We start from the raw sequence: 18,565 nt of genomic DNA, 5'->3' as shown, positions 1-18,565 counted from the left end.
TTCTTATTCAGGCGTTTTTTCTTAAATATGAGCTTATTGAATGATAGCTTATTTGATTTGACCCCCCCCAGGGTCTGTCTACTGGATACAATACCCGCATGGCATGATGGTGCGTGCGCATGATATCAGGGTGAGTCGTGGCCATCGCTTCAAAGACGGCTAATGTTGCATACAAAGGTTGACCTGTATAATACTGACGTAGAATTTCAGGTTGATGATTGATAAAGCGCGCATCACTGATGACATAACCAGCAATATGATCGAAGGCGTGGTGCTCAGTAAGGCTGATACTACCGTTGACAAAAATAGTGGGCGTGTCTAATAGTTCTGACAACGATAGTTGTTGTACCGATGGCCCTGAGGCAATAATATTGACGTCTTGTCCAAGCAAACTTTGCTCTGCTTCATTGGCATTAAAAGCACTAATAACGATGAGCTCGCTATCAATGTTGAACCCAGCGGTAGCAGGTAACCTCAAATATAACGCCATACTATGTTCCAGTCATTGATCTCAAATAACTTGTATCCTAATGCATTGCCTGCAAATTGTTTGGACTATTGGTGAACTATATACACATGGTTCATGGCTATATATTTACTGCCAGTATTGCTTTAACCATGGGCTTGGTTTCACATGTCGATACCATTTACCGCCGCTACCAGCAATGGCATCGGGCGGGTTAATCTCACCATGAAAGATGACGATTTTTGCATTATCAGGTAGAGCAGGCGCTCGCACAAAGTTAAAAGGGATGGGCGCGATACATTGATACTTGAAGCTCACGCACCATGTCTTATCCCAGTACTCTAGGTGATGATGCTCGCGCAAATAGTTAGAGAGGTAAGCCTGCTCGTGACGCACTTGCGTACGAATAGTCTCAAAATTGCGCTCAAAGTTTGCCAGCAAATCAGGATAGGTATTCATGCCAACATTGAAGCGATACACGGAGCTATTACCAATCATACGCCACGGCTTTTTCCAGTCGCGGATAATGACCACACTGTCTTCGTGCTTCGCTTGATAAGTGAAAAACGCATCAATATTATCGACAATCACAATATCAATATCTAAGAATAGTGCCACACCTTTTAAATCATATAGCTCAGGTTTAAAGGTCGTGAGCTTTTTCCAACCACGTTCAGGACCTGCTGGTAGATCCATGTCAGGTATGGGATAACAAGCAATCGCAGGATCAATACCTGTGCTGTCATCAGTTAGGCAAACCATTTGAAAATCTAAGCTCAGATGACGGCTCACCATATTGTACAAACGATTGACGTATTCAGGACCGTATTTATCACCCCATTTCATACAAATGATATAACGCTGTTCAGCAGTATGGTTTTGTGTTGGTTCTATAGGTAAGGTTTTAGTTACGTCAGATGTCATAATGCACTCGTAGTGAGATAATAGTGAGGTAAATGAAGGGCTAATAGAAATTAGAGGGTACAGAACTTAGCCAATATTAGCATAACTGTGATTGATGATATGTCTAAATCAGTAAACGATAGTACAGTTATTACTTGCGATTATCGATGTTAGTGTCATCAGTAAAAGAACCACTTACATCGTTACCAGAACGACTAGCATTAGCGTGATGAGACCGAATAAAGGCTGCTAAAGTGGCTTTATCTTTTCGGTAAGGATTGCCTAGATTTGGTATGCGCTTAAAACGTCGATAGCCCCACATATAGTGACTATAGTTGTCTTTAATCATATGCTCCATAGCTTGATTGAGTGCGTGAGTCGCGACTTCGGTATTGCGGTCATATAGCGCTGGATCGTCGAGCTTATAGCAGTAAATATCAAAACCGCGTCCATCATTACGACGAATACAAGACAAGCCAACTAAGGCACATTTGGTTTTGCTCGCCAGTTTTGAGGCAAGGGTACTGGTTAATGTTTTGATACCAAAGAAAGGAACGACTACGCCGCCTGACGGATCTGGGACGTGGTCTGGTAATACAATACTAAAGCCGCCTTGCTTGAGGGTTTTAAACACGGCTTTAACACCGCTACCATCGGTAGGCACCAAGGTTGCATTGAGACGCGCACGCCCTTGAAGAATAAACTCATTAGCGAATCTGCCGTCCACAGGCTTGTACATAATAGTTGGCGAACCAAACTGATTGAGCCACGCGTTCATCATCTCCCATGTACCGAGATGAGGGACGATAGCCAGCATGCCATTGGGATTGGCAAGACCTTCTAGTAGAATATCTTTATTATGGACGTCACGAATCTGGGCAATACTCCATTCAGGTGGCATTGCCCAGCTTTTGATAGATTCAATACTGCTCAGACATTGATGATAGATGATGTCTTTGGTCAGTGCGCGTTTTTGCGGCTCAGACAATTTGTCAGTAATCAGCGCCATATTAATATGAATGGTACGCATGATGCTAAGACTTGGTATCTTGATGATAACCCAAGCGACAAAACGTGCCAGCATCTGTAGTACAGACAATGGCACGAATTTAAAAATATGATACGGATTCATAACCACTCACATGGTGATGAATCGCGTAACAAGCACTGTAGACAGCAATAGTACATCATTAAATGTTTTATTGAGCAGGTTTGTTGGTATCAGCCTGTGCTTTTTCACGCATACGGATACCAAGATCACGTAACTGTTTGCTATCCACTCCAGCAGGTGCTTGAGTTAGGGGGCACTCAGCAGTTTTGGTTTTCGGGAATGCGATCACATCACGGATAGAGTCAGCGCCTACCATAAGCATAATCAAGCGATCCAAACCAAACGCCAAACCGCCGTGCGGCGGTGCACCAAATTTTAGGGCATCAAGTAAGAAACCAAACTTGTCTTCTGCCTCTTGCTCGCCGATACCCAAGGCCTCAAGGACGGCTTGCTGCATATCATAAGTATTGATACGTAAGCTACCACCACCAATCTCAGTGCCGTTCAATACCATGTCATAAGCGATAGATAGTGCAGACTCTGGGTTGTTTTTCAGCTCTTCAACAGAGCCTCTAGGCTTGGTAAATGGATGATGCATTGACGTCCATTGACCGTCATCGGTTTGCTCAAACATCGGGAAGTCAGTCACCCAAAGCGGCGCCCACTCACAAGTTGTCATGTCTAAGTCTAGACCGATTTTCTGGCGTAATGCGCCGATTGCGTCATTCACGATACTGGCTTTATCTGCACCAAAGAAAATAATATCGCCATCTTCTGCAGCAGTACGCTCAATCAAGCTCACAAGTACATCATCAGTCATATTTTTGATGATTGGTGATTGTAGGCCAGACTCTTTATCCACACCATTGTTGATGAGGCTTGCGTCATTGACTTTGATATAAGCCAAACCGCGTGCACCATAGATACCGACGAATTTGGTATAAGCATCGATTTGCTTACGGCTTAATGAAGCGCCACCAGGAATGCGAAGGGCAGCGACGCGACCTTTAGGATCGTTAGCGGGACCTGCAAATACCTTGAAATCAACGTCTTTCATCAAATCGGCAACGTCAACCAGTTTCAATGGAATACGTAAGTCAGGCTTGTCTGATGCATAGTCGCGCATTGCTTCAGCGTACGTCATGCGAGGGAAGTCTTCAAACTCAACATCCATCATGGTCTTGAACAAATGCTTGATCAGACCTTCGTTGATGTTCATGATCTCTTCTTCGTTCAAGAAAGACGTCTCAATATCGACCTGTGTAAATTCAGGCTGACGATCGGCACGTAAATCTTCATCACGGAAGCATTTCGCGATTTGATAATAACGATCAAAACCTGACACCATCAATAATTGCTTAAATAGCTGTGGTGACTGCGGCAGGGCAAAGAAGTTACCAGGACGGGTACGTGATGGCACAAGATAATCACGCGCACCTTCAGGCGTTGCACGAGTCAAAATAGGCGTCTCTACATCCAAGAAACCATGATCATCTAAATAACGACGAATCGCTGAGGTGGCCTTGGCACGGAATACCATACGCTCTTGCATGTGCGGACGACGCATATCGAGATAGCGATATTTTAGACGTAAGTCTTCTGACACAGTCGTTTTTTCGTCATTCAATGGGAATGGCGGTGTTTCAGATTTGGCCAGTACTTCAATCTCTTTGCCCAATAGCTCAATTTGGCCACTGGTCATATTGTTATTTTCAGTACCTTCATAACGACGACGTACGCGGCCAGTGATTTTTAGTACGTATTCAGGACGTACCGCATCGGCCGTTGCAAAAGCTTCTGGTGTATCAGGATCGACAACCACCTGCAAGATACCCGCGCGGTCACGCATGTCTAAGAAAATCACGCCACCGTGATCGCGACGACGATGTACCCAGCCTACGATACTAATGGTTTGCTCAAGCAAGCTCTCGGTTACAGCTCCGCAATATTCGTCTCGGTATTCGCTTTGCGTCATAGTGCTTTGCGTCATAATATTGTTATCCAGTTATCAGCCCAATTCGAAGTACAATAATGCAGCCATTGCTGTGCGTTTCAAGCGATTTGCCAAAAAAACACACAAACAACGCGATCAAGACAAAGGGTCATCACGTTGGCTGCAGAAAATTTGATATAAACGCATATTATGCCTAATCTACCTTTGTTATACAACCGGCTGAGTTCAATCAAAGCGTAGCCATGCATTGGTATCGGCTGTATTCATTGAGCGATATTTATATTAGGTTAAATATTGTCATTTTGCTTGAAAATACCAGCGAGCGTGCGCATATCAACCATACCTGAATAAAAACATCTATAGTGATATACCTACTGACTTGAGGATTTGTAATCATGCTATTTCATCCACCAAAAAACCCAGTTGAGCTAAAAGTAAGACACTTAAATGAAGCGCAAAAACAGCGCCGTGAAGATTTAATGGAAGCCACCCAAGGCAAAGCTGCGCTTAAAGCATTCAAAAAAACAATGGCAAAAAAAGCCAAGCAGGCGCTAAAAGCAAAAAGTAAAAAGCAGAAAAAAAATACTGACAATGCCTCGCAAGTTTTTGTTTTGGATTTTGAAGGTGATATCAAAGCCACTGCCGTTAAGCATCTGCGCGAAGAAATCAGCACCTTAATCAGTACGGCTAACAAAGGCGATGAAGTGATTGTACGCCTCGAATCAGGTGGCGGTTTGGTGCATGGTTATGGATTGGCAGCCGCGCAATTGGTGCGCTTAAAGGACGCTGGTCTAAAGCTCACAGTATGCGTCGATAAGGTAGCGGCAAGTGGTGGCTACATGATGGCGTGCGTGGCGGACAATGTGGTGGCAGCGCCATTTGCGATTATTGGCTCAATCGGCGTGGTATCACAATTGCCAAACTTTCATAAATGGCTCAAAAACCATGATGTCGATTATGAGATGTTTACGGCTGGCGACTATAAACGCACGGTGACGGTGTTTGGCGAAAACGATGCCGAAGATCGTGCCAAATACCAAGAAGAGCTAGAGCAGACGCACGAGTTATTCAAGCATTTCGTCAATACCTATCGTCCAGAACTTGATGTTGCCAAAGTAGCCACAGGTGAGCATTGGTATGGTGAAGATGCGTTAAAGCTTAACCTGATTGACAGCTTGCAGACTTCTGACAGCTACATTTTAGAGCGTATGGAAGACAATGAGGTGTACGCATTACATTCACGTCAGAAACCGACGCTGGCAGAGAAGCTGGGCCTTGCGCAAGCCGCAGAAGCGACGCTCAGTATGGCAGTGGATAAACTGCCAGATGCGCTCGCACGTTTTGAGCTAAACAGCCGTTTGAATATTCTAAAATAGTGTTAGATATCATTATGATGTCTGATGGCTAATATTTTAGCGGTCATATGTTCAGCAATACACTGTTTGTATTTTGTAAAAGGCGTGTCCTAACGGGTCGCGCCTTTTTGCTGTTTAATCGTAATTGCTGTGTTATAAATGTAGGATACAGAAAACAGTATACGTCCGTACACTAAAGCTCGCATTAAAGATCTCGCAGAGCTTTTTGTCAAAACCCGATTTAGACAATCAATAAAGAAAAGGAAGTCATTTATGTCTAGCGACAATTTAATGTTTACCGCAACGGAACATGGTCAAGCCATGCATGCCAAAGTCAAAGCGTTCATTGAAAAGCATATTGAACCCATCGAAGCCCAATTCTGGGAAGAATGTCATAAGAAAAATCCTGATGGAAATTGGGAAAACTGGGAATGGCCAGACGCTTATGACAACCTACGCAAACAAGCACGTGAAGCGGGTTTATGGAACTTATTCTTACCTGACGACACCTTAGGTGCAGGGCTTTCAGTCACTGACTATGCACCGATTGCAGAGCTGACGGGGCGCAGTTTGCTCGCGCCGCATGTGTTTAACTGCAATGCGCCTGACAGCGGCAATATGGAGCTATTATGGCGCTATGGTACGCAAGAACAGCAAGACAAATGGCTCACGCCGCTATTAGAAGGTGAGACCCGCTCAGTGTTTTGTATGACTGAGCCTGATGTGGCCTCAAGCGATGCCACCAATATGCAAGCAACTGCTGTGGTCGATGGTGATGAAATTGTCATTAACGGTAGCAAATGGTGGTCATCGGGCCTTGGCGATCCTGCGGTTGATATTTTGATTGTTATGGCCTATACCGCGGATGAAAGCGCAGATCGTCATCATCAGCACTCGATGGTACTGGTACCAGTCAATACTGCGGGTGTGAATATTAAACGTATGCTTAAAGTGTTTGGCGATTATGATGCGCCGCACGGTCATGGTGAGATCAGCTTTGATAATGTACGTGTGCCCGTCAGTCACTTTATTGGTGGGCCGGGTAAGGGTTTTGAGATTGCGCAAGGTCGCTTGGGGCCAGGTCGTATTCATCACTGCATGCGTTGTATCGGCGCGGCTGAGAAGTCTTTAGAGCTGGCGGTGAAACGCGGCATGTCGCGCACGGCCTTTGGTAAACCATTACTACAATTGGGTGGAAACTTTGAGCGTATCTCTGAGGCGCGTATCAAAATTGATCAAGCGCGCTTGCTAACCCTTTATGCGGCGCAAAAAATGGATGCTCAAGGAACCAAAGCGGCATTGACTGAAATCTCTGCGATCAAAGTGGTTGCGCCAACTGTGCTACAAGAAGTGGTTGATATGGCGATTCAGATTCATGGTGGCATGGGTGTGTGCCAAGACACATTGTTACCAAATTTCTATGCGCAAGCTCGTGTGCTACGGTTGGCAGATGGTCCTGATGAAGTACATAAAACCATGATTGCTAAGCTAGAGCTAAAGCGTCAGGGCTTTAGCCGTTCTAAGTCTAGCAAAGCCTAATATTAATCATTGGGTGTGAGTAAACCTTAAGTTGCTCACGCCACTATTGCTGAAAATAAAAAATTGGAAATTCACTATTAACGATTTAGTAGTGAATTTTTCATCACTATGACTGTTTTTTACTACTAATTTTTTACTACTATAAGTATAAGTTATAAAAATAACTGATCACATGATAAGGAATGTCACATGTCAACTGACAATAAAGTACTCGATAAAGGCGGTGCCGTACGTGAGGGTGAGGAGCTTGATACCAAAGCGGTAAGTGAATGGCTACGTAGCCAAGGTGTCGATGTCGTAGGCGAGCCTACAGTCACTCAGTTCTCAGGCGGGGCTTCTAACTGGACGTATCGCTTACAATATGAAGGCGATGATAAAAACCAAGATCTTATCTTACGCCGTCCACCAAAAGGTACCAAGGCAAAATCTGCGCACGACATGGTACGCGAATATACCGTTCAAAAAGCATTAAAAAATGCTTATCCTTATGTGCCCGAAATGATTGCGCTATGTACAGATGAATCTGTCATCGGTGCTGATTTCTATGTCATGGAGCGTATGGAAGGGATCATTCCCCGTGCCAATTTACCAAAAGGGGTCGATCTAGATCCTGAACAAATCCGTCAGCTTTGCACCAATGTTTTAGATGCGCTAGTAGAGCTGCATCAAATAGATTATACAGCGCATCCTGATTTGGTTGATTTGGGTCGCGGTGATGGCTACTGCGCGCGCCAAATTAGTGGCTGGGACAAGCGTTATATCAAAGCAAAGACACCCAACGTCCCAAGCTTTGCCTTGGTCAGACAGTGGCTCAAAAAGCATACCCCTGCTGATAGCAAAACGTGCATTATTCACAATGACTGGCGCTTTGACAACGTCATACTCGATGCAAACGAGCCGACTAAAGTTATCGGAGTCCTCGATTGGGAGATGGCAACCCTTGGCGATCCACTAATGGACTTGGGTAGTGCGTTGGCTTACTGGATTGAGGAAGACGACAATATTGTCATGCAGCAGTTTCGTCGCCAGCCAACTCACTTAGAAGGTATGATGACGCGTGACGAAGTGGTTGCTTATTATCTAGAAAAATCTGGACTACAGATAGATAACTGGACCTTTTATGAAGTGTTTGGGCTGTTTCGTCTATCAGGTATCATTCAGCAAATCTACTATCGCTACTATCATAAACAAACCACCAATCCAGCATTTAAAAACGCGTGGCTTGCCATACATGTCATGCATGCCAAATGTCTCAAACTGATTGCACAATATGAAGGCGAAGCGCTGTTCAATACACACGTTCAGCCATATTTAGAAGACAGAGGAGTCGATGCGGCAACGATTGAGAAATTGCCAGACCCTGTACAAAAAGTAGTGAAAGGCATTTTACCAAAAGGCTATTTTGCTAAGCCCTCTGATTCAGCTGAAGTATAAGAAAAACCGCAATTTGGACAATATAATAAAAGGCAGTATTTTATGACAACCATACTTTTAGCCCGTCATGGTCAGGCTTCTTTTGGTCAAGAAAACTATGATCGGCTGTCAGAGCTAGGTGAAACCCAAGCAAAAATGCTGGGTCAACACTATGCAAATACCCAGCGCCGTATCGATGCGATATTTACGGGTAATCTGGTCAGGCAACAAGACTCTGCTCGCCATTTTTGGCAAGGGTATCAACCGTTTGCTCAGGCCAATAATGACGACATGGCCATTGCGACAGCCATCAACTTTGATGAGCATGAAAGCTATATTTTGCCACAATTTGACGAGTTCAATCACAAAGATGTGTTTGTGAAATCCGCTGGTGATTTTGATAACCAAGCTGAGATATCCGCTGAAATTGCCAATGCTCAATCACCAAATCGGCGTCTTGCTGAGCTGTTTGATCAAGCGATGCAGCGCTGGCATGGTGGCAACAATGATCAGGATTATATTGAAAGCTGGCCGCAGTTCAATGAGCGAGCGCAGCAAGCGCTTGAACAAGTACGTACAAAGATAGCCGATATGCACTTAGACCAACATAGCACTGTATTGGTCTTTACCTCAGGCGGTGTCATCGCTGCCATTACCGCAAAGCTACTGAGCCAAGGCAGTCAAACCGCTTATCAGTTAAATAAGAGCTTAGTCAATACGGGCGTGACATCGATCACCCTAAAGAGTCAGCGCGCGCATTTATTGTCTTTAAATGAATACAGTCATTTATTTTCTGAAGGTAAGCAGTTTGTGACGTGGCGATAATTGAGTCAATGGGTTTGGATGCGCTTTTATACACAATCGCCACGTATTTGTAGAGCATTAGCCATTACAATAAACGATTTTAGTCAACCAGTTTTTGTCGTTGGTACAGAGAATCTATAAAACTGGAGTGTCATGTAGAGTCGATACAAGGGAGGGCTTATGCAAAATAAACTGCTCAATTTAGTCACTAAAAGCGCCAAACAAAGTAAAGCTCAGGTATTTAGCGCCGTTCAGCCATCACGCTATCTAAAAAACCTAAGCAAACAGCAGGTTGGTCAAGGCAAAACCGTCCTGATCACAGGAGCAAGCTCAGGATTGGGCGAGGGTATGGCAAGATTGTTTGCTAAGCTTGGTTATAATCTTGCTATCTGTGCGCGCCGTACTGATCGTTTAGAGCGCTTGCAGTCAGAGCTGGTAGCAACATATCCTAATATACGCGTCGAATACCAAGCGTTAGATGTCAGTGATTATGAGGCTGTTTTTAAGGTATTTGACGCATTTGCTGCTGACTTTGGCACTATTGATCGTATCGTGGTCAATGCAGGGATTGGCGATAGTCGCCGTATTGGTAAAGGACGTTTTGATACCAATCGCCGTACCGTTGAGATTAATTTCATCTCGGCATTGGCGCAATGCGAAGCGGCGATGAATATCTTTCGGGCTCAAAACAGTGGTCATCTGGTCGTCATGTCGAGCATGTCAGCGATGCGCGGCCTGCCTAAGCACCTGACAGCTTATGGCGCGAGTAAAGCAGGTTTGGCACATCTTGCAGAAGGGATTCGTGCTGATATGCTATTGACTAAGTTGCCTATTAAAGTCTCTACTATTTATCCCGGTTACATCCGTACTGAGATTAATACGAATGCCAAGCCATTGCCATTTGAAGTCGATACTGAGACAGGTACCAAAGCGATCGTTGCCGCGATTGAGGCCGAGGTAGAAGAGGCGTGCGTACCGAGCTTACCATGGTCAATCGTGGGACAAGCGATGAAGCGTTTGCCGCTGCAAGTGATGAGTCGATTGAGCTGATGCAACACGCTCGTGCAATAAAAACAAAAAAGCCCACTCTAATAACAGTGGGCTTTTTTGTCTCTATGGCTAAATAATCATGTACAGATTATAGCGTTTGCGGGTTGTCTGACATGTGCTGCTCACGTAGCTTTTGACGCAATACTTTACCGACATTACTTTTTGGTAGTTCGCTGACAAACTCGATATGACGCGGGCACTTATAACCCGTTAAATTGTCTAATGCAAACTCTTTGATGTCTTCTTTGGTGACATTGTTGTCTGTAGGCACAATATAGATTTTGACGGCTTCACCTTGGTTTTCATCAGGGATACCAATCACGGCGCAATCGACGATACCTTCATGGTCAAGCATGACCGCTTCAATCTCATTTGGAAATACATTGAATCCTGACACCAAAATCATATCTTTTTTACGGTCTAGTAAAGTGAAGTAGCCTTTTTCATCCATGCTCACAATATCGCCAGTACGGAAGTAACCATCGCTTGTGAAATCATTGGTATTGTCTCGATTGAAATAGCCTGACATGACGTTTGGGCCTTTGATGCACATCTCACCTGCCTCATGCATGGCGACACGTTCACCATTTTCGTCGACGACGATAATATCCACACTAGGAACAGGTATACCGATAGAGCCATTAAACTTGCGATCAGTAATGACGTTGGCGGTACCCGCTGCAACACCTTCAGTCATACCCCAACCTTCAACCATCGGACAGCCAGTAACTTCTAACCAACGGTTTGCTGTTTGTTCTGTTGCTGCCATACCACCGGCTTGCGTGATACGCAATGAGCTAAAGTCCAAATCTTTGAAATTTGGCTGATCAAGTAAACCTTTAAACAAAGTGTTTACCGCAGGGAAAATATGGAATGGTTGTTTTGATAGCGTTTTGATAAACCCTGGCATATCACGCGGATTGGGTACTAGAATAAAAGTGTAGCCTGAGCGCATACCAAGTAAGCTGAGCATAAACGCAAAAATATGATATAGCGGCAATGCCATGACCATATTGATATATACCTCATTGATATCTGAGGTCACTGGACGATACCATGCTTCTGATTGCATTGCCGCTGCGACGACATTACGCTGCGTCAAAACAGCACCCTTAGACAGACCCGTTGTGCCGCCTGTGTACTGCAAAATCGCTTTTTGCTGCAAGGTGGCTTTGGGTGCTTGAAACGGTAGATTACGTCCTTTTTTCAGTACTTCAGGAAATTTCGTGACGTTGTACTTAGGATCATTTAGATTGTATTTAGGCACTAAGCGTTTGACTTGACGGATAACGGTATTTACCAAAATACCTTTTAAGCCCATCATATCGCCCATTTTTGAGAGGACAATACGCTTGATATTGGTCTCTTCAATGACTTGCTCTAGCGCTTGAGCAAAGTTATCCACCACAAAAATCACCTGAGCGCCTGAGTCATTCAATTGATGACGCAGCTCGCGACCTGTATATAATGGGTTGATCGGGGTACAGACGTAACCTGCGCGTAAGATACCAATCATGATTGGTAAATATTGTGGGACGTTTGGCATCATGAGTGCCACGACGCTGCCTTTAGGTAAGCCTTGAGCTTGTAACCATGCTGCTACTGCCAATGATGCTTTGTCAACGTCATCATAAGTATGAGTCACACCCATGCAGATAGTCATCGGATGCATACGAAAACGGTTGAAGCACTCTTCATACAACTCTATGAGGCTTTCATATTGATCGGGATTAATGGTCTTGGGTACGTTTTCTGGGTATTGAGCAAGCCAAGGTTTCTCTACTGTCATGCCAAGCGTCCTTAAATTAAGATAAGTTAAGGGTCTATAAAAAAGTAGTCACATCCATGTCGACGATATACATCAGTGCTCTTCGAGCGATGAATTGTCGAGTGCTATCCTTTGTTTTCACATACTGCTAACGTACAGAGTCCTCTATAAAATTTGATTTAACTACCAAGACTAAATGCTTAATAAATACGCTTCTGGGTAGATCAAATAACGGGTTACTGTTTCTAAAATTGAAATACCTTTCAAATCAACAGTTTTGACGTGTCTAAAGTCAATATTCGATTAATCTAAATCGACAGAAAACTTAGTGACACATTGCGGACTTACATTAACATAACTACAACTAAACTCGTTACAGGCATACGAGAACTTGGTAGTTTATATTTGGGTTTGATATATGAAAAAATATATGTTGGAGAGTGAAAGGTATAAAGAATTGATCAGAGTAGATAAAAATTTGTGCTCGATACATTTAGCTTTCAATGAGATATTAAAAGCAAATAGGCGCAACAAAAAAGCGCCTTATTATTGATATAGGGCGCTTTTTCAAGAGAAGTTACTTAGTGTTGAGGGTGGTCTGCATGATGTTTCTCACGCAGTTTTTGACGTAATACTTTACCGACATTACTCTTTGGCAGATCACTCACAAATTCAATATAGCGCGGACATTTATAACCCGTTAAGTTGTCCAGCGCAAATTCTTTGATAGCTTCTTTGGTGACATTGTTGTCCGCAGGCACCACATAGATTTTGACTGCCTCGCCTTGGCGCTCATCAGGAATACCAATGACCGCACAATCAATGATACCGTCGCAGTCAAGCATGACAGACTCGACCTCATTAGGAAAGACGTTAAAACCAGAGACCAAAATCATGTCTTTTTTACGGTCCAACAGTCTAAAATAGCCTTTTTCATCCATACTAACGATATCACCAGTACGGAAGTAACCGTCGCTTGTGAAATCATCACTGCTGTCTCTGTTTAAATAACCTGAGGTGACGTTAGGGCCTTTGATACACAGCTCGCCTGCTTGGTTTACACCGACGCGCTTGCCCTCATCATCAATCACAATGGCATCGACGCTAGGGACAGGCACACCAATTGTTCCGTTAAACTTACGATATGTGATGACGTTGGCCGTACCGACCGCCACGCCTTCGGTCATCCCCCAGCCTTCGATCATCGCACAGCCAGTGGTCTCAAGCCAGCGAGTGGCGGTTTGTTCGGTCGCCGCCATACCACCTGCCTGCGAGATACGTAGCGAGCTAAAATCTAGGTGTTTAAAGTCTGGATGATCTAGCAAGCCTTTAAACAGCGTATTGACCGCTGGAAAAATATGGAAAGGCTGTTTTGATAAGGTTTTGATAAACCCTGGTATATCGCGCGGGTTGGGTATCAAAATAAAGGTATAACCTGAGCGCATGCCGAGCAAGCTGAGCATAAAGGCAAAGATATGATACAGCGGTAGCGCCATGACCATATTGATATATACCTCATTGATCTCAGAGGTGATAGGGCGGGTCCAAGCCTCTGATTGCATCGCCGCCGCCACGATATTACGCTGCGACAAGATGGCACCCTTTGATAATCCTGTCGTGCCGCCGGTATATTGCAAAAACGCCTTTTGATCAAGTGACATTTTTGGCTTTTGAAAGGGAAGGTTTTTGCCTTTTTTGAGCACATCAGGGAGTTTGGTGACTTGATACTTTGGGTCGTTGAGCTTGTATTTGGGGACCAGACGTTTGACTTGGCGAATGATAGTATTGACCAAGATGCCTTTGAGCCCCATCATATCGCCCATTTTTGATAAGACAATACATTTGATTTTGGTCTCGCCGATGACCTGCTCGAGCGCTTGGGCAAAGTTGTCTACCACAAAGATAATTTGTGCGCCTGAGTCGTTGAGCTGATGACGCAGCTCGCGGCCTGTATAGAGTGGATTGACTGGGGTGCATACATAGCCTGCCCGCAAGATACCAATCATCGTGGGCAGATATTGCGGCACGTTTGGCATCATCAGTGCCACCACACTGCCTTGTGGTAGTCCCTGAGATTGTAGCCATGCGGCGACGGCCAACGAGGCTTCATCCACATCATGATAAGTATGAGTCACACCCATACAGATACTCATAGGGTGCATACGAAAGCGGTCAAAGCATTCCTCGTACAGCTCCATTATGCTGCTATATCTATCAGGGTTGATAGTCTTAGGTACACCATCGGGATATTGGTCAAGCCAAGGTTTGTTTCGCATCATAGTCAGCGTCCTTGCAGTTTGATATAGGTGAATGTTTTTTAAGAAAGCAGTCATATGCATGTCAATATCACAAATCAACATTAATGTGATTAACCTGCTATTGGATGCAGTAACGTCCATGTCTGCTTGCTGTTGTTGCCGTTGTTCAATCTAATTAACTACTGATGGGTGAGTTAAATGAATCAAACAATTAGATAATCCGATGACAGAAATAAGCTGTATTTCAAGTAGATATTATCTGGTTTTTGCAACTATGGTATCAAAAAAACGATACATTTAAGCAATACAGTAGCATGAATAATGTTGAAGACAATAATAGAAAGCAAGACTGAGCAGTGCATAGATAAAGCTGAACACTACAGCAGATATATGATGTATAAGAAATTTGCTACCGCAAGGTAAGTTTTTGAGTGAGTCAAACGTGTCAATAGGGTAGAAGGATTTATTGATAAAACAGAGAAGTGATTGCGTAAGTATTAAAATGGATATGACTCATTCATGGTGCAAGTCGCTAAGCTGGCAACGTTTGATGGTCAATAAGATGAATATCATGCAAAGAGAAAATGGTATCAATGAGGCAGAACAAACTGCTTGTTTTTATTAAAAAAGCGTCGATAAATGAGCAGCGCGCTGATGGTACAGCCAAGTGTGCTACTCACACAGATCAAAAACATCGTGATTATCTGATAGCGGACCGCTTGTGTGGGGTCGGCACCAGCCAATATTTGCCCCGTCATCATACCGGGCAAGCTGACAATACCGACGACTAGCATAGAGTTGAGCGTTGGGGTCATGCCATTTGTGATTGCGGCACGAATCTGCTCATGGACGGCCTCAAATGGTCGAGCAGAAAGACTCAGCATCATCTCGATACGCCCTTGCTGCTCATGAAAAGCTTCGATCAGCTGATTGCTCGTTAAGGAGATGGCTGTCAAAGAATTGCCCAATATCAGCCCCAATATAGGAATAATGAATTGCGGCGTATACCAAGGCTGTACTCTTAGGATAACGATCATCGCTACCGCAGTGACCAGTGTCGCTGAGGTGCCGACGGCTATTAGCGTATCGGTTAGCAGCCCTTTATAGCTGCGTTTGACACGATTTTTGGCAGCACTCCCTGCAATCAGGGTCATAATGGTCAAAATCAGCAACACTTCGTACCATTGTTCGCGTGCAAAAATCCATGCGAGTATCAGACCGATAAAGCTAAGCTGCACAATGGTGCGAATAGCAGCTATCAACAGCGTTTTTGTCAGTTTTAAGCGCAGTTGCCATGAGATGAGTAATACGATGACAATCAGACCGCTGGCAAGCGCAATATCACTGTAAGTTAAAAATACTTGCATATGATTCATACCGTTGATGGGGCTCATTATAAAGGAAGGCAGTAATGTCATGAGCACGATGTAATGAAGGTTTCGAACAAGTTTTTGAGCATCATATCGTGCCCTAGAGCGCTTCGGTTAGTACACCTGCTTGCATATGCCAATGTCTACTGGCCAATGACATAATCTCTTTGGTATCGTGAGTTACCCATAATAACGAGCGCTGCCTGTTGGCCTGCAACCATCTCATCAGCAAGCTGACCAACTGCGCTGAGGTGTCGATATCTAGCGCGGCGGTTGGCTCATCTAGTAATAGTACTCGCGGATTGAGTTGTAGTAGGCGTAAGGTATTGACCAGCTGACGCTCACCACCCGATAAGTGGTTGGCCTCTTGTTGCAAAAAGTCTGCATTTTTATTCAAAGACGCAAGTTGGGTCAAATGCCAGTTTATATCAAAACTTTGGGTCTGATGCGCGTCTAAAGCATAAGGCATCTTTAAATTATCAAGGACATTGCCCTCTAACAGCTGTGGCTGTTGAGCAAGCAGCGCCACTTGCTTGCGCCAAGTAATTGGCGATGTGGTGTGAATGCTTTCATCTCGCTGATGTGGCGTGGCATCACTACGCAAATGAATATCACCAGTGCTCATCGGCAACAATCCTGCCAGCACCCGCAAGAGGACAGATTTGCCACTACCAGAAGCCCCTGTCAACACGGTGATTTGTCCTGATAGCAGCTTGCCACTCGCACCGTTTATCAATATGCGGCTATGAGGCGATAGTCCATCAGATAGCGCATTTTTTTGTCGCTTATTTAACCACCTTTGATAGAGTTTATGCGGTACAAAGGTTTTTGTCTGTTCACCACTACTATGCTTAGGATTATCGCTACTGACTACCGGCCTGCCATGCACCCAGAGATTATTAAATTCAAGCAAGGGTCTATCAGGATCAATGCGCATAGCGTTCTACAGTCGCTCGTTCGTTTGCTCACTAATCGCCTGCTCAATGGCATCTCGTAATTCTTTTGGTACACGGATAGGACGCATGGGTGTGGTATTTACTGCGTTGTCAGGTTGAGCATTATTTGTTTCGTTATTAGCCATTGGTTCTGGCTTAACGAGGTTTTGTACACAAGCAATGACAATTTTGGTGCTACTTAATATCTGGCTAGTGGTTTTGTCTGTAGCGCTATTATCTGATGTGCTACGGCAAATGCTTTGATAAAATATGATGCTAGCAGGCTTTAGCTCTACTTTATCGATACGTACAGAGATGACTTCATCTAAGAGAATGGCTCTCTTGTATTGTAAATCCGCCTGACTCACGACAAAATGCTGTATGTCGCCATCATCAGTTTGCAAAAAATAACCGTTTAGACCCAGCTTGGTAAACCAATCACGGCGGCAGTTTTCAAAAAACACCAGATGGTTGGCATGATAAACGATGCCGCCTGCATCCGTATGGTTGATGTAGACGTTATAATCTTTAGCAAATAGTGGTTCAATGTCGTTATTTACGGCTGTATTTGTATTTTTATGCTCAGTTGTCGTCATAACGGGCTCAGTATTTTTGATAAAGGTTGTTTAGTGAACGTAATTTATATATGTGGGCAAATAAGAAACCCGACAAAAAATAGTCTCTATTATATTTATAATAAGCGCTACTCTAGCTCAAGATATAAGGCCATGCAACAGCTAGGGCAGCCTAGGTCTGTTATCATAGGCATTTGCATCGCATACATCTATATCAGCATCGTATTTTAATCAATCAGTATAGGACAGTTTATGACCCGTTTTGTCAGTTTTAATATCAATGGTATCCGCGCTCGCCAGCATCAGCTTGAGGCAGTGCGCGAAGTAATCGATCCTGATGTCATGGGTCTACAAGAGACCAAAGTCCATGACAATCAATTTCCACTTGATGACATAAAAGCTCTAGGATATCACGTAGAGTATTTTGGGCAAAAAGGACATTATGGCGTGGCATTACTGTCAAAAGTTGCGCCTATATTTGTACAAAAAGGCTTTCCTAGTGATGACGAAGAAGCACAAAAGCGTTTTATACATGCACGCTATGAGCTTGAAGGGCGTGAGGTTGATGTGCTCAATGGTTATTTTCCACAAGGAGAGAGCCAAGACCATCCGACCAAATTTCCGATGAAGCGTGCATACTATGCAGATTTAGTGGCTTATATTGACACACTGAAGGCAGAAGGTCGTTCGATCATTGTGATGGGTGATATGAATATTGCACCAGAGGACATCGATATCGGTATCGGTGAGGTCAATGCTAAGCGCTGGTTAAAAAATAGAAAAACCTCATTTTTGCCAGAGGAGCGCGAATGGTACTCAGCATTAATGTCGCGTGAGTTGACCGATACGTACCGTTTGCATTATCCAGAGAGTACCGAATTATACAGTTGGTTTGATTATCGCAGTCGCGGCTTTAATGATGAACCCAAGCGCGGCTTACGTATCGATCATATTTTATGCACATCAGACCTCGTTAGTGGATGTATCGATGCTGGCATCAGCTATGAGCTGCGTGCGATGGAAAAACCCTCAGATCATGCACCCATTTGGTCGGCATTTGATCTAAAAAAACCGTAATATTCAGATATATAGTCAATCCACTATAAAAGCATTACGGCGTTAAC

The 18,565-nt window shown here is 44.1% G+C and carries 15 protein-coding genes; 6 read left to right on the top strand and 9 right to left on the bottom strand.

The window, feature by feature from the left end; all coding sequences use genetic code 11:
• Window positions 1-7: 7 nt before the first annotated feature.
• From GYK50_RS12905 to aspS, 4 genes are all read right to left on the bottom strand, one after another.
• Complete coding sequence (locus GYK50_RS12905; protein ID WP_227674310.1) at window positions 8-490, bottom strand: hypothetical protein; 483 nt, start codon at window positions 488-490, stop codon at window positions 8-10.
• A gap of 105 nt (window positions 491-595) precedes the next feature.
• A complete protein-coding gene (locus tag GYK50_RS07340; protein ID WP_212563590.1) occupies window positions 596-1,390 on the bottom strand; it encodes a glycosyltransferase in 795 nt (264 codons plus the stop codon).
• A 130-nt stretch (window positions 1,391-1,520) separates the two neighbouring features.
• Complete coding sequence (locus GYK50_RS07335; protein ID WP_212563589.1) at window positions 1,521-2,501, bottom strand: lysophospholipid acyltransferase family protein; 981 nt, start codon at window positions 2,499-2,501, stop codon at window positions 1,521-1,523.
• Window positions 2,502-2,568: 67 nt separating this feature from the next.
• Window positions 2,569-4,395 (bottom strand): aspartate--tRNA ligase, encoded by a 1,827-nt coding sequence (gene aspS / locus GYK50_RS07330; protein ID WP_093069229.1) that lies wholly within the window; start codon window positions 4,393-4,395, stop codon window positions 2,569-2,571.
• Between the two features lie 374 nt (window positions 4,396-4,769).
• On the opposite strand from aspS, the gene sohB reads away from it, so the two are divergent.
• The 5 genes from sohB to GYK50_RS07305 all read left to right on the top strand — a co-directional run bounded on the left by sohB (window position 4,770) and on the right by GYK50_RS07305 (window position 10,535).
• Entirely contained in the window at window positions 4,770-5,750 is a 981-nt protein-coding gene (sohB, locus tag GYK50_RS07325) for a protease SohB (protein ID WP_212563588.1), read from the top strand.
• A gap of 270 nt (window positions 5,751-6,020) precedes the next feature.
• Window positions 6,021-7,268, top strand: coding sequence for an acyl-CoA dehydrogenase family protein (locus GYK50_RS07320; protein WP_212564523.1), 1,248 nt, complete (start codon window positions 6,021-6,023; stop codon window positions 7,266-7,268).
• Between the two features lie 189 nt (window positions 7,269-7,457).
• A complete protein-coding gene (locus tag GYK50_RS07315; protein WP_212563587.1) occupies window positions 7,458-8,702 on the top strand; it encodes a phosphotransferase family protein in 1,245 nt (414 codons plus the stop codon).
• Between the two features lie 42 nt (window positions 8,703-8,744).
• Window positions 8,745-9,506, top strand: coding sequence for a histidine phosphatase family protein (locus GYK50_RS07310; protein WP_071001466.1), 762 nt, complete (start codon window positions 8,745-8,747; stop codon window positions 9,504-9,506).
• 159 nt (window positions 9,507-9,665) lie between these two features.
• Window positions 9,666-10,535: an SDR family oxidoreductase gene (locus tag GYK50_RS07305; protein WP_212563586.1), complete on the top strand. Its 870-nt coding sequence runs from the start codon at window positions 9,666-9,668 to the stop codon at window positions 10,533-10,535.
• A gap of 88 nt (window positions 10,536-10,623) precedes the next feature.
• Here GYK50_RS07305 and GYK50_RS07300 read toward each other — a convergent pair whose 3' ends face one another.
• The 5 genes from GYK50_RS07300 to GYK50_RS07280 all read right to left on the bottom strand — a co-directional run bounded on the left by GYK50_RS07300 (window position 10,624) and on the right by GYK50_RS07280 (window position 17,462).
• Window positions 10,624-12,324 carry an AMP-binding protein gene (locus GYK50_RS07300; RefSeq protein ID WP_212563585.1) on the bottom strand — a complete coding sequence of 567 codons (1,701 nt, stop codon included), beginning with the start codon at window positions 12,322-12,324 and terminating at the stop codon, window positions 10,624-10,626.
• Window positions 12,325-12,884: 560 nt separating this feature from the next.
• A complete protein-coding gene (locus GYK50_RS07295; protein ID WP_071001469.1) occupies window positions 12,885-14,582 on the bottom strand; it encodes an AMP-binding protein in 1,698 nt (565 codons plus the stop codon).
• Window positions 14,583-15,151: 569 nt separating this feature from the next.
• A complete protein-coding gene (locus tag GYK50_RS07290; protein ID WP_420070445.1) occupies window positions 15,152-15,928 on the bottom strand; it encodes an ABC transporter permease in 777 nt (258 codons plus the stop codon).
• 103 nt (window positions 15,929-16,031) lie between these two features.
• A complete protein-coding gene (locus GYK50_RS07285) occupies window positions 16,032-16,868 on the bottom strand; it encodes an ABC transporter ATP-binding protein (RefSeq protein WP_212563584.1) in 837 nt (278 codons plus the stop codon).
• Between the two features lie 6 nt (window positions 16,869-16,874).
• Window positions 16,875-17,462, bottom strand: coding sequence for a hotdog family protein (locus GYK50_RS07280; RefSeq protein WP_212563583.1), 588 nt, complete (start codon window positions 17,460-17,462; stop codon window positions 16,875-16,877).
• Between the two features lie 231 nt (window positions 17,463-17,693).
• Here GYK50_RS07280 and xthA point away from each other — a divergent pair, with 231 nt between their 5' ends.
• Window positions 17,694-18,518: an exodeoxyribonuclease III gene (gene xthA, locus GYK50_RS07275; protein WP_212563582.1), complete on the top strand. Its 825-nt coding sequence runs from the start codon at window positions 17,694-17,696 to the stop codon at window positions 18,516-18,518.
• The last annotated feature ends 47 nt before the right edge of the window (window positions 18,519-18,565 follow it).

It is taken from the genome of Psychrobacter pacificensis, assembly GCF_018336615.1.
In the GTDB taxonomy this organism is placed as follows: Bacteria; Pseudomonadota; Gammaproteobacteria; order Pseudomonadales; family Moraxellaceae; genus Psychrobacter; species Psychrobacter pacificensis.
The sequence above is the reverse complement of the archived record's forward strand: the minus strand, read 5'-3'. Positions and strand labels throughout refer to the sequence as shown.

Coding starts and splice junctions, on each gene's coding strand:
- GYK50_RS12905 (WP_227674310.1), bottom strand. CDS start 490: ATGGCGTTATATTTGAGGTTACCTGCTACCGCTGGGTTCAACATTGAT.
- GYK50_RS07305 (WP_212563586.1), top strand. CDS start 9,666: ATGCAAAATAAACTGCTCAATTTAGTCACTAAAAGCGCCAAACAAAGT.
- GYK50_RS07280 (WP_212563583.1), bottom strand. CDS start 17,462: ATGACGACAACTGAGCATAAAAATACAAATACAGCCGTAAATAACGAC.
- GYK50_RS07335 (WP_212563589.1), bottom strand. CDS start 2,501: ATGAATCCGTATCATATTTTTAAATTCGTGCCATTGTCTGTACTACAG.
- sohB (WP_212563588.1), top strand. CDS start 4,770: ATGCTATTTCATCCACCAAAAAACCCAGTTGAGCTAAAAGTAAGACAC.
- GYK50_RS07300 (WP_212563585.1), bottom strand. CDS start 12,324: ATGACAGTAGAGAAACCTTGGCTTGCTCAATACCCAGAAAACGTACCC.
- GYK50_RS07315 (WP_212563587.1), top strand. CDS start 7,458: ATGTCAACTGACAATAAAGTACTCGATAAAGGCGGTGCCGTACGTGAG.
- xthA (WP_212563582.1), top strand. CDS start 17,694: ATGACCCGTTTTGTCAGTTTTAATATCAATGGTATCCGCGCTCGCCAG.
- GYK50_RS07310 (WP_071001466.1), top strand. CDS start 8,745: ATGACAACCATACTTTTAGCCCGTCATGGTCAGGCTTCTTTTGGTCAA.
- GYK50_RS07320 (WP_212564523.1), top strand. CDS start 6,021: ATGTTTACCGCAACGGAACATGGTCAAGCCATGCATGCCAAAGTCAAA.
- GYK50_RS07295 (WP_071001469.1), bottom strand. CDS start 14,582: ATGATGCGAAACAAACCTTGGCTTGACCAATATCCCGATGGTGTACCT.
- GYK50_RS07285 (WP_212563584.1), bottom strand. CDS start 16,868: ATGCGCATTGATCCTGATAGACCCTTGCTTGAATTTAATAATCTCTGG.
- GYK50_RS07290 (WP_420070445.1), bottom strand. CDS start 15,928: ATGCAAGTATTTTTAACTTACAGTGATATTGCGCTTGCCAGCGGTCTG.
- aspS (WP_093069229.1), bottom strand. CDS start 4,395: ATGACGCAAAGCGAATACCGAGACGAATATTGCGGAGCTGTAACCGAG.
- GYK50_RS07340 (WP_212563590.1), bottom strand. CDS start 1,390: ATGACATCTGACGTAACTAAAACCTTACCTATAGAACCAACACAAAAC.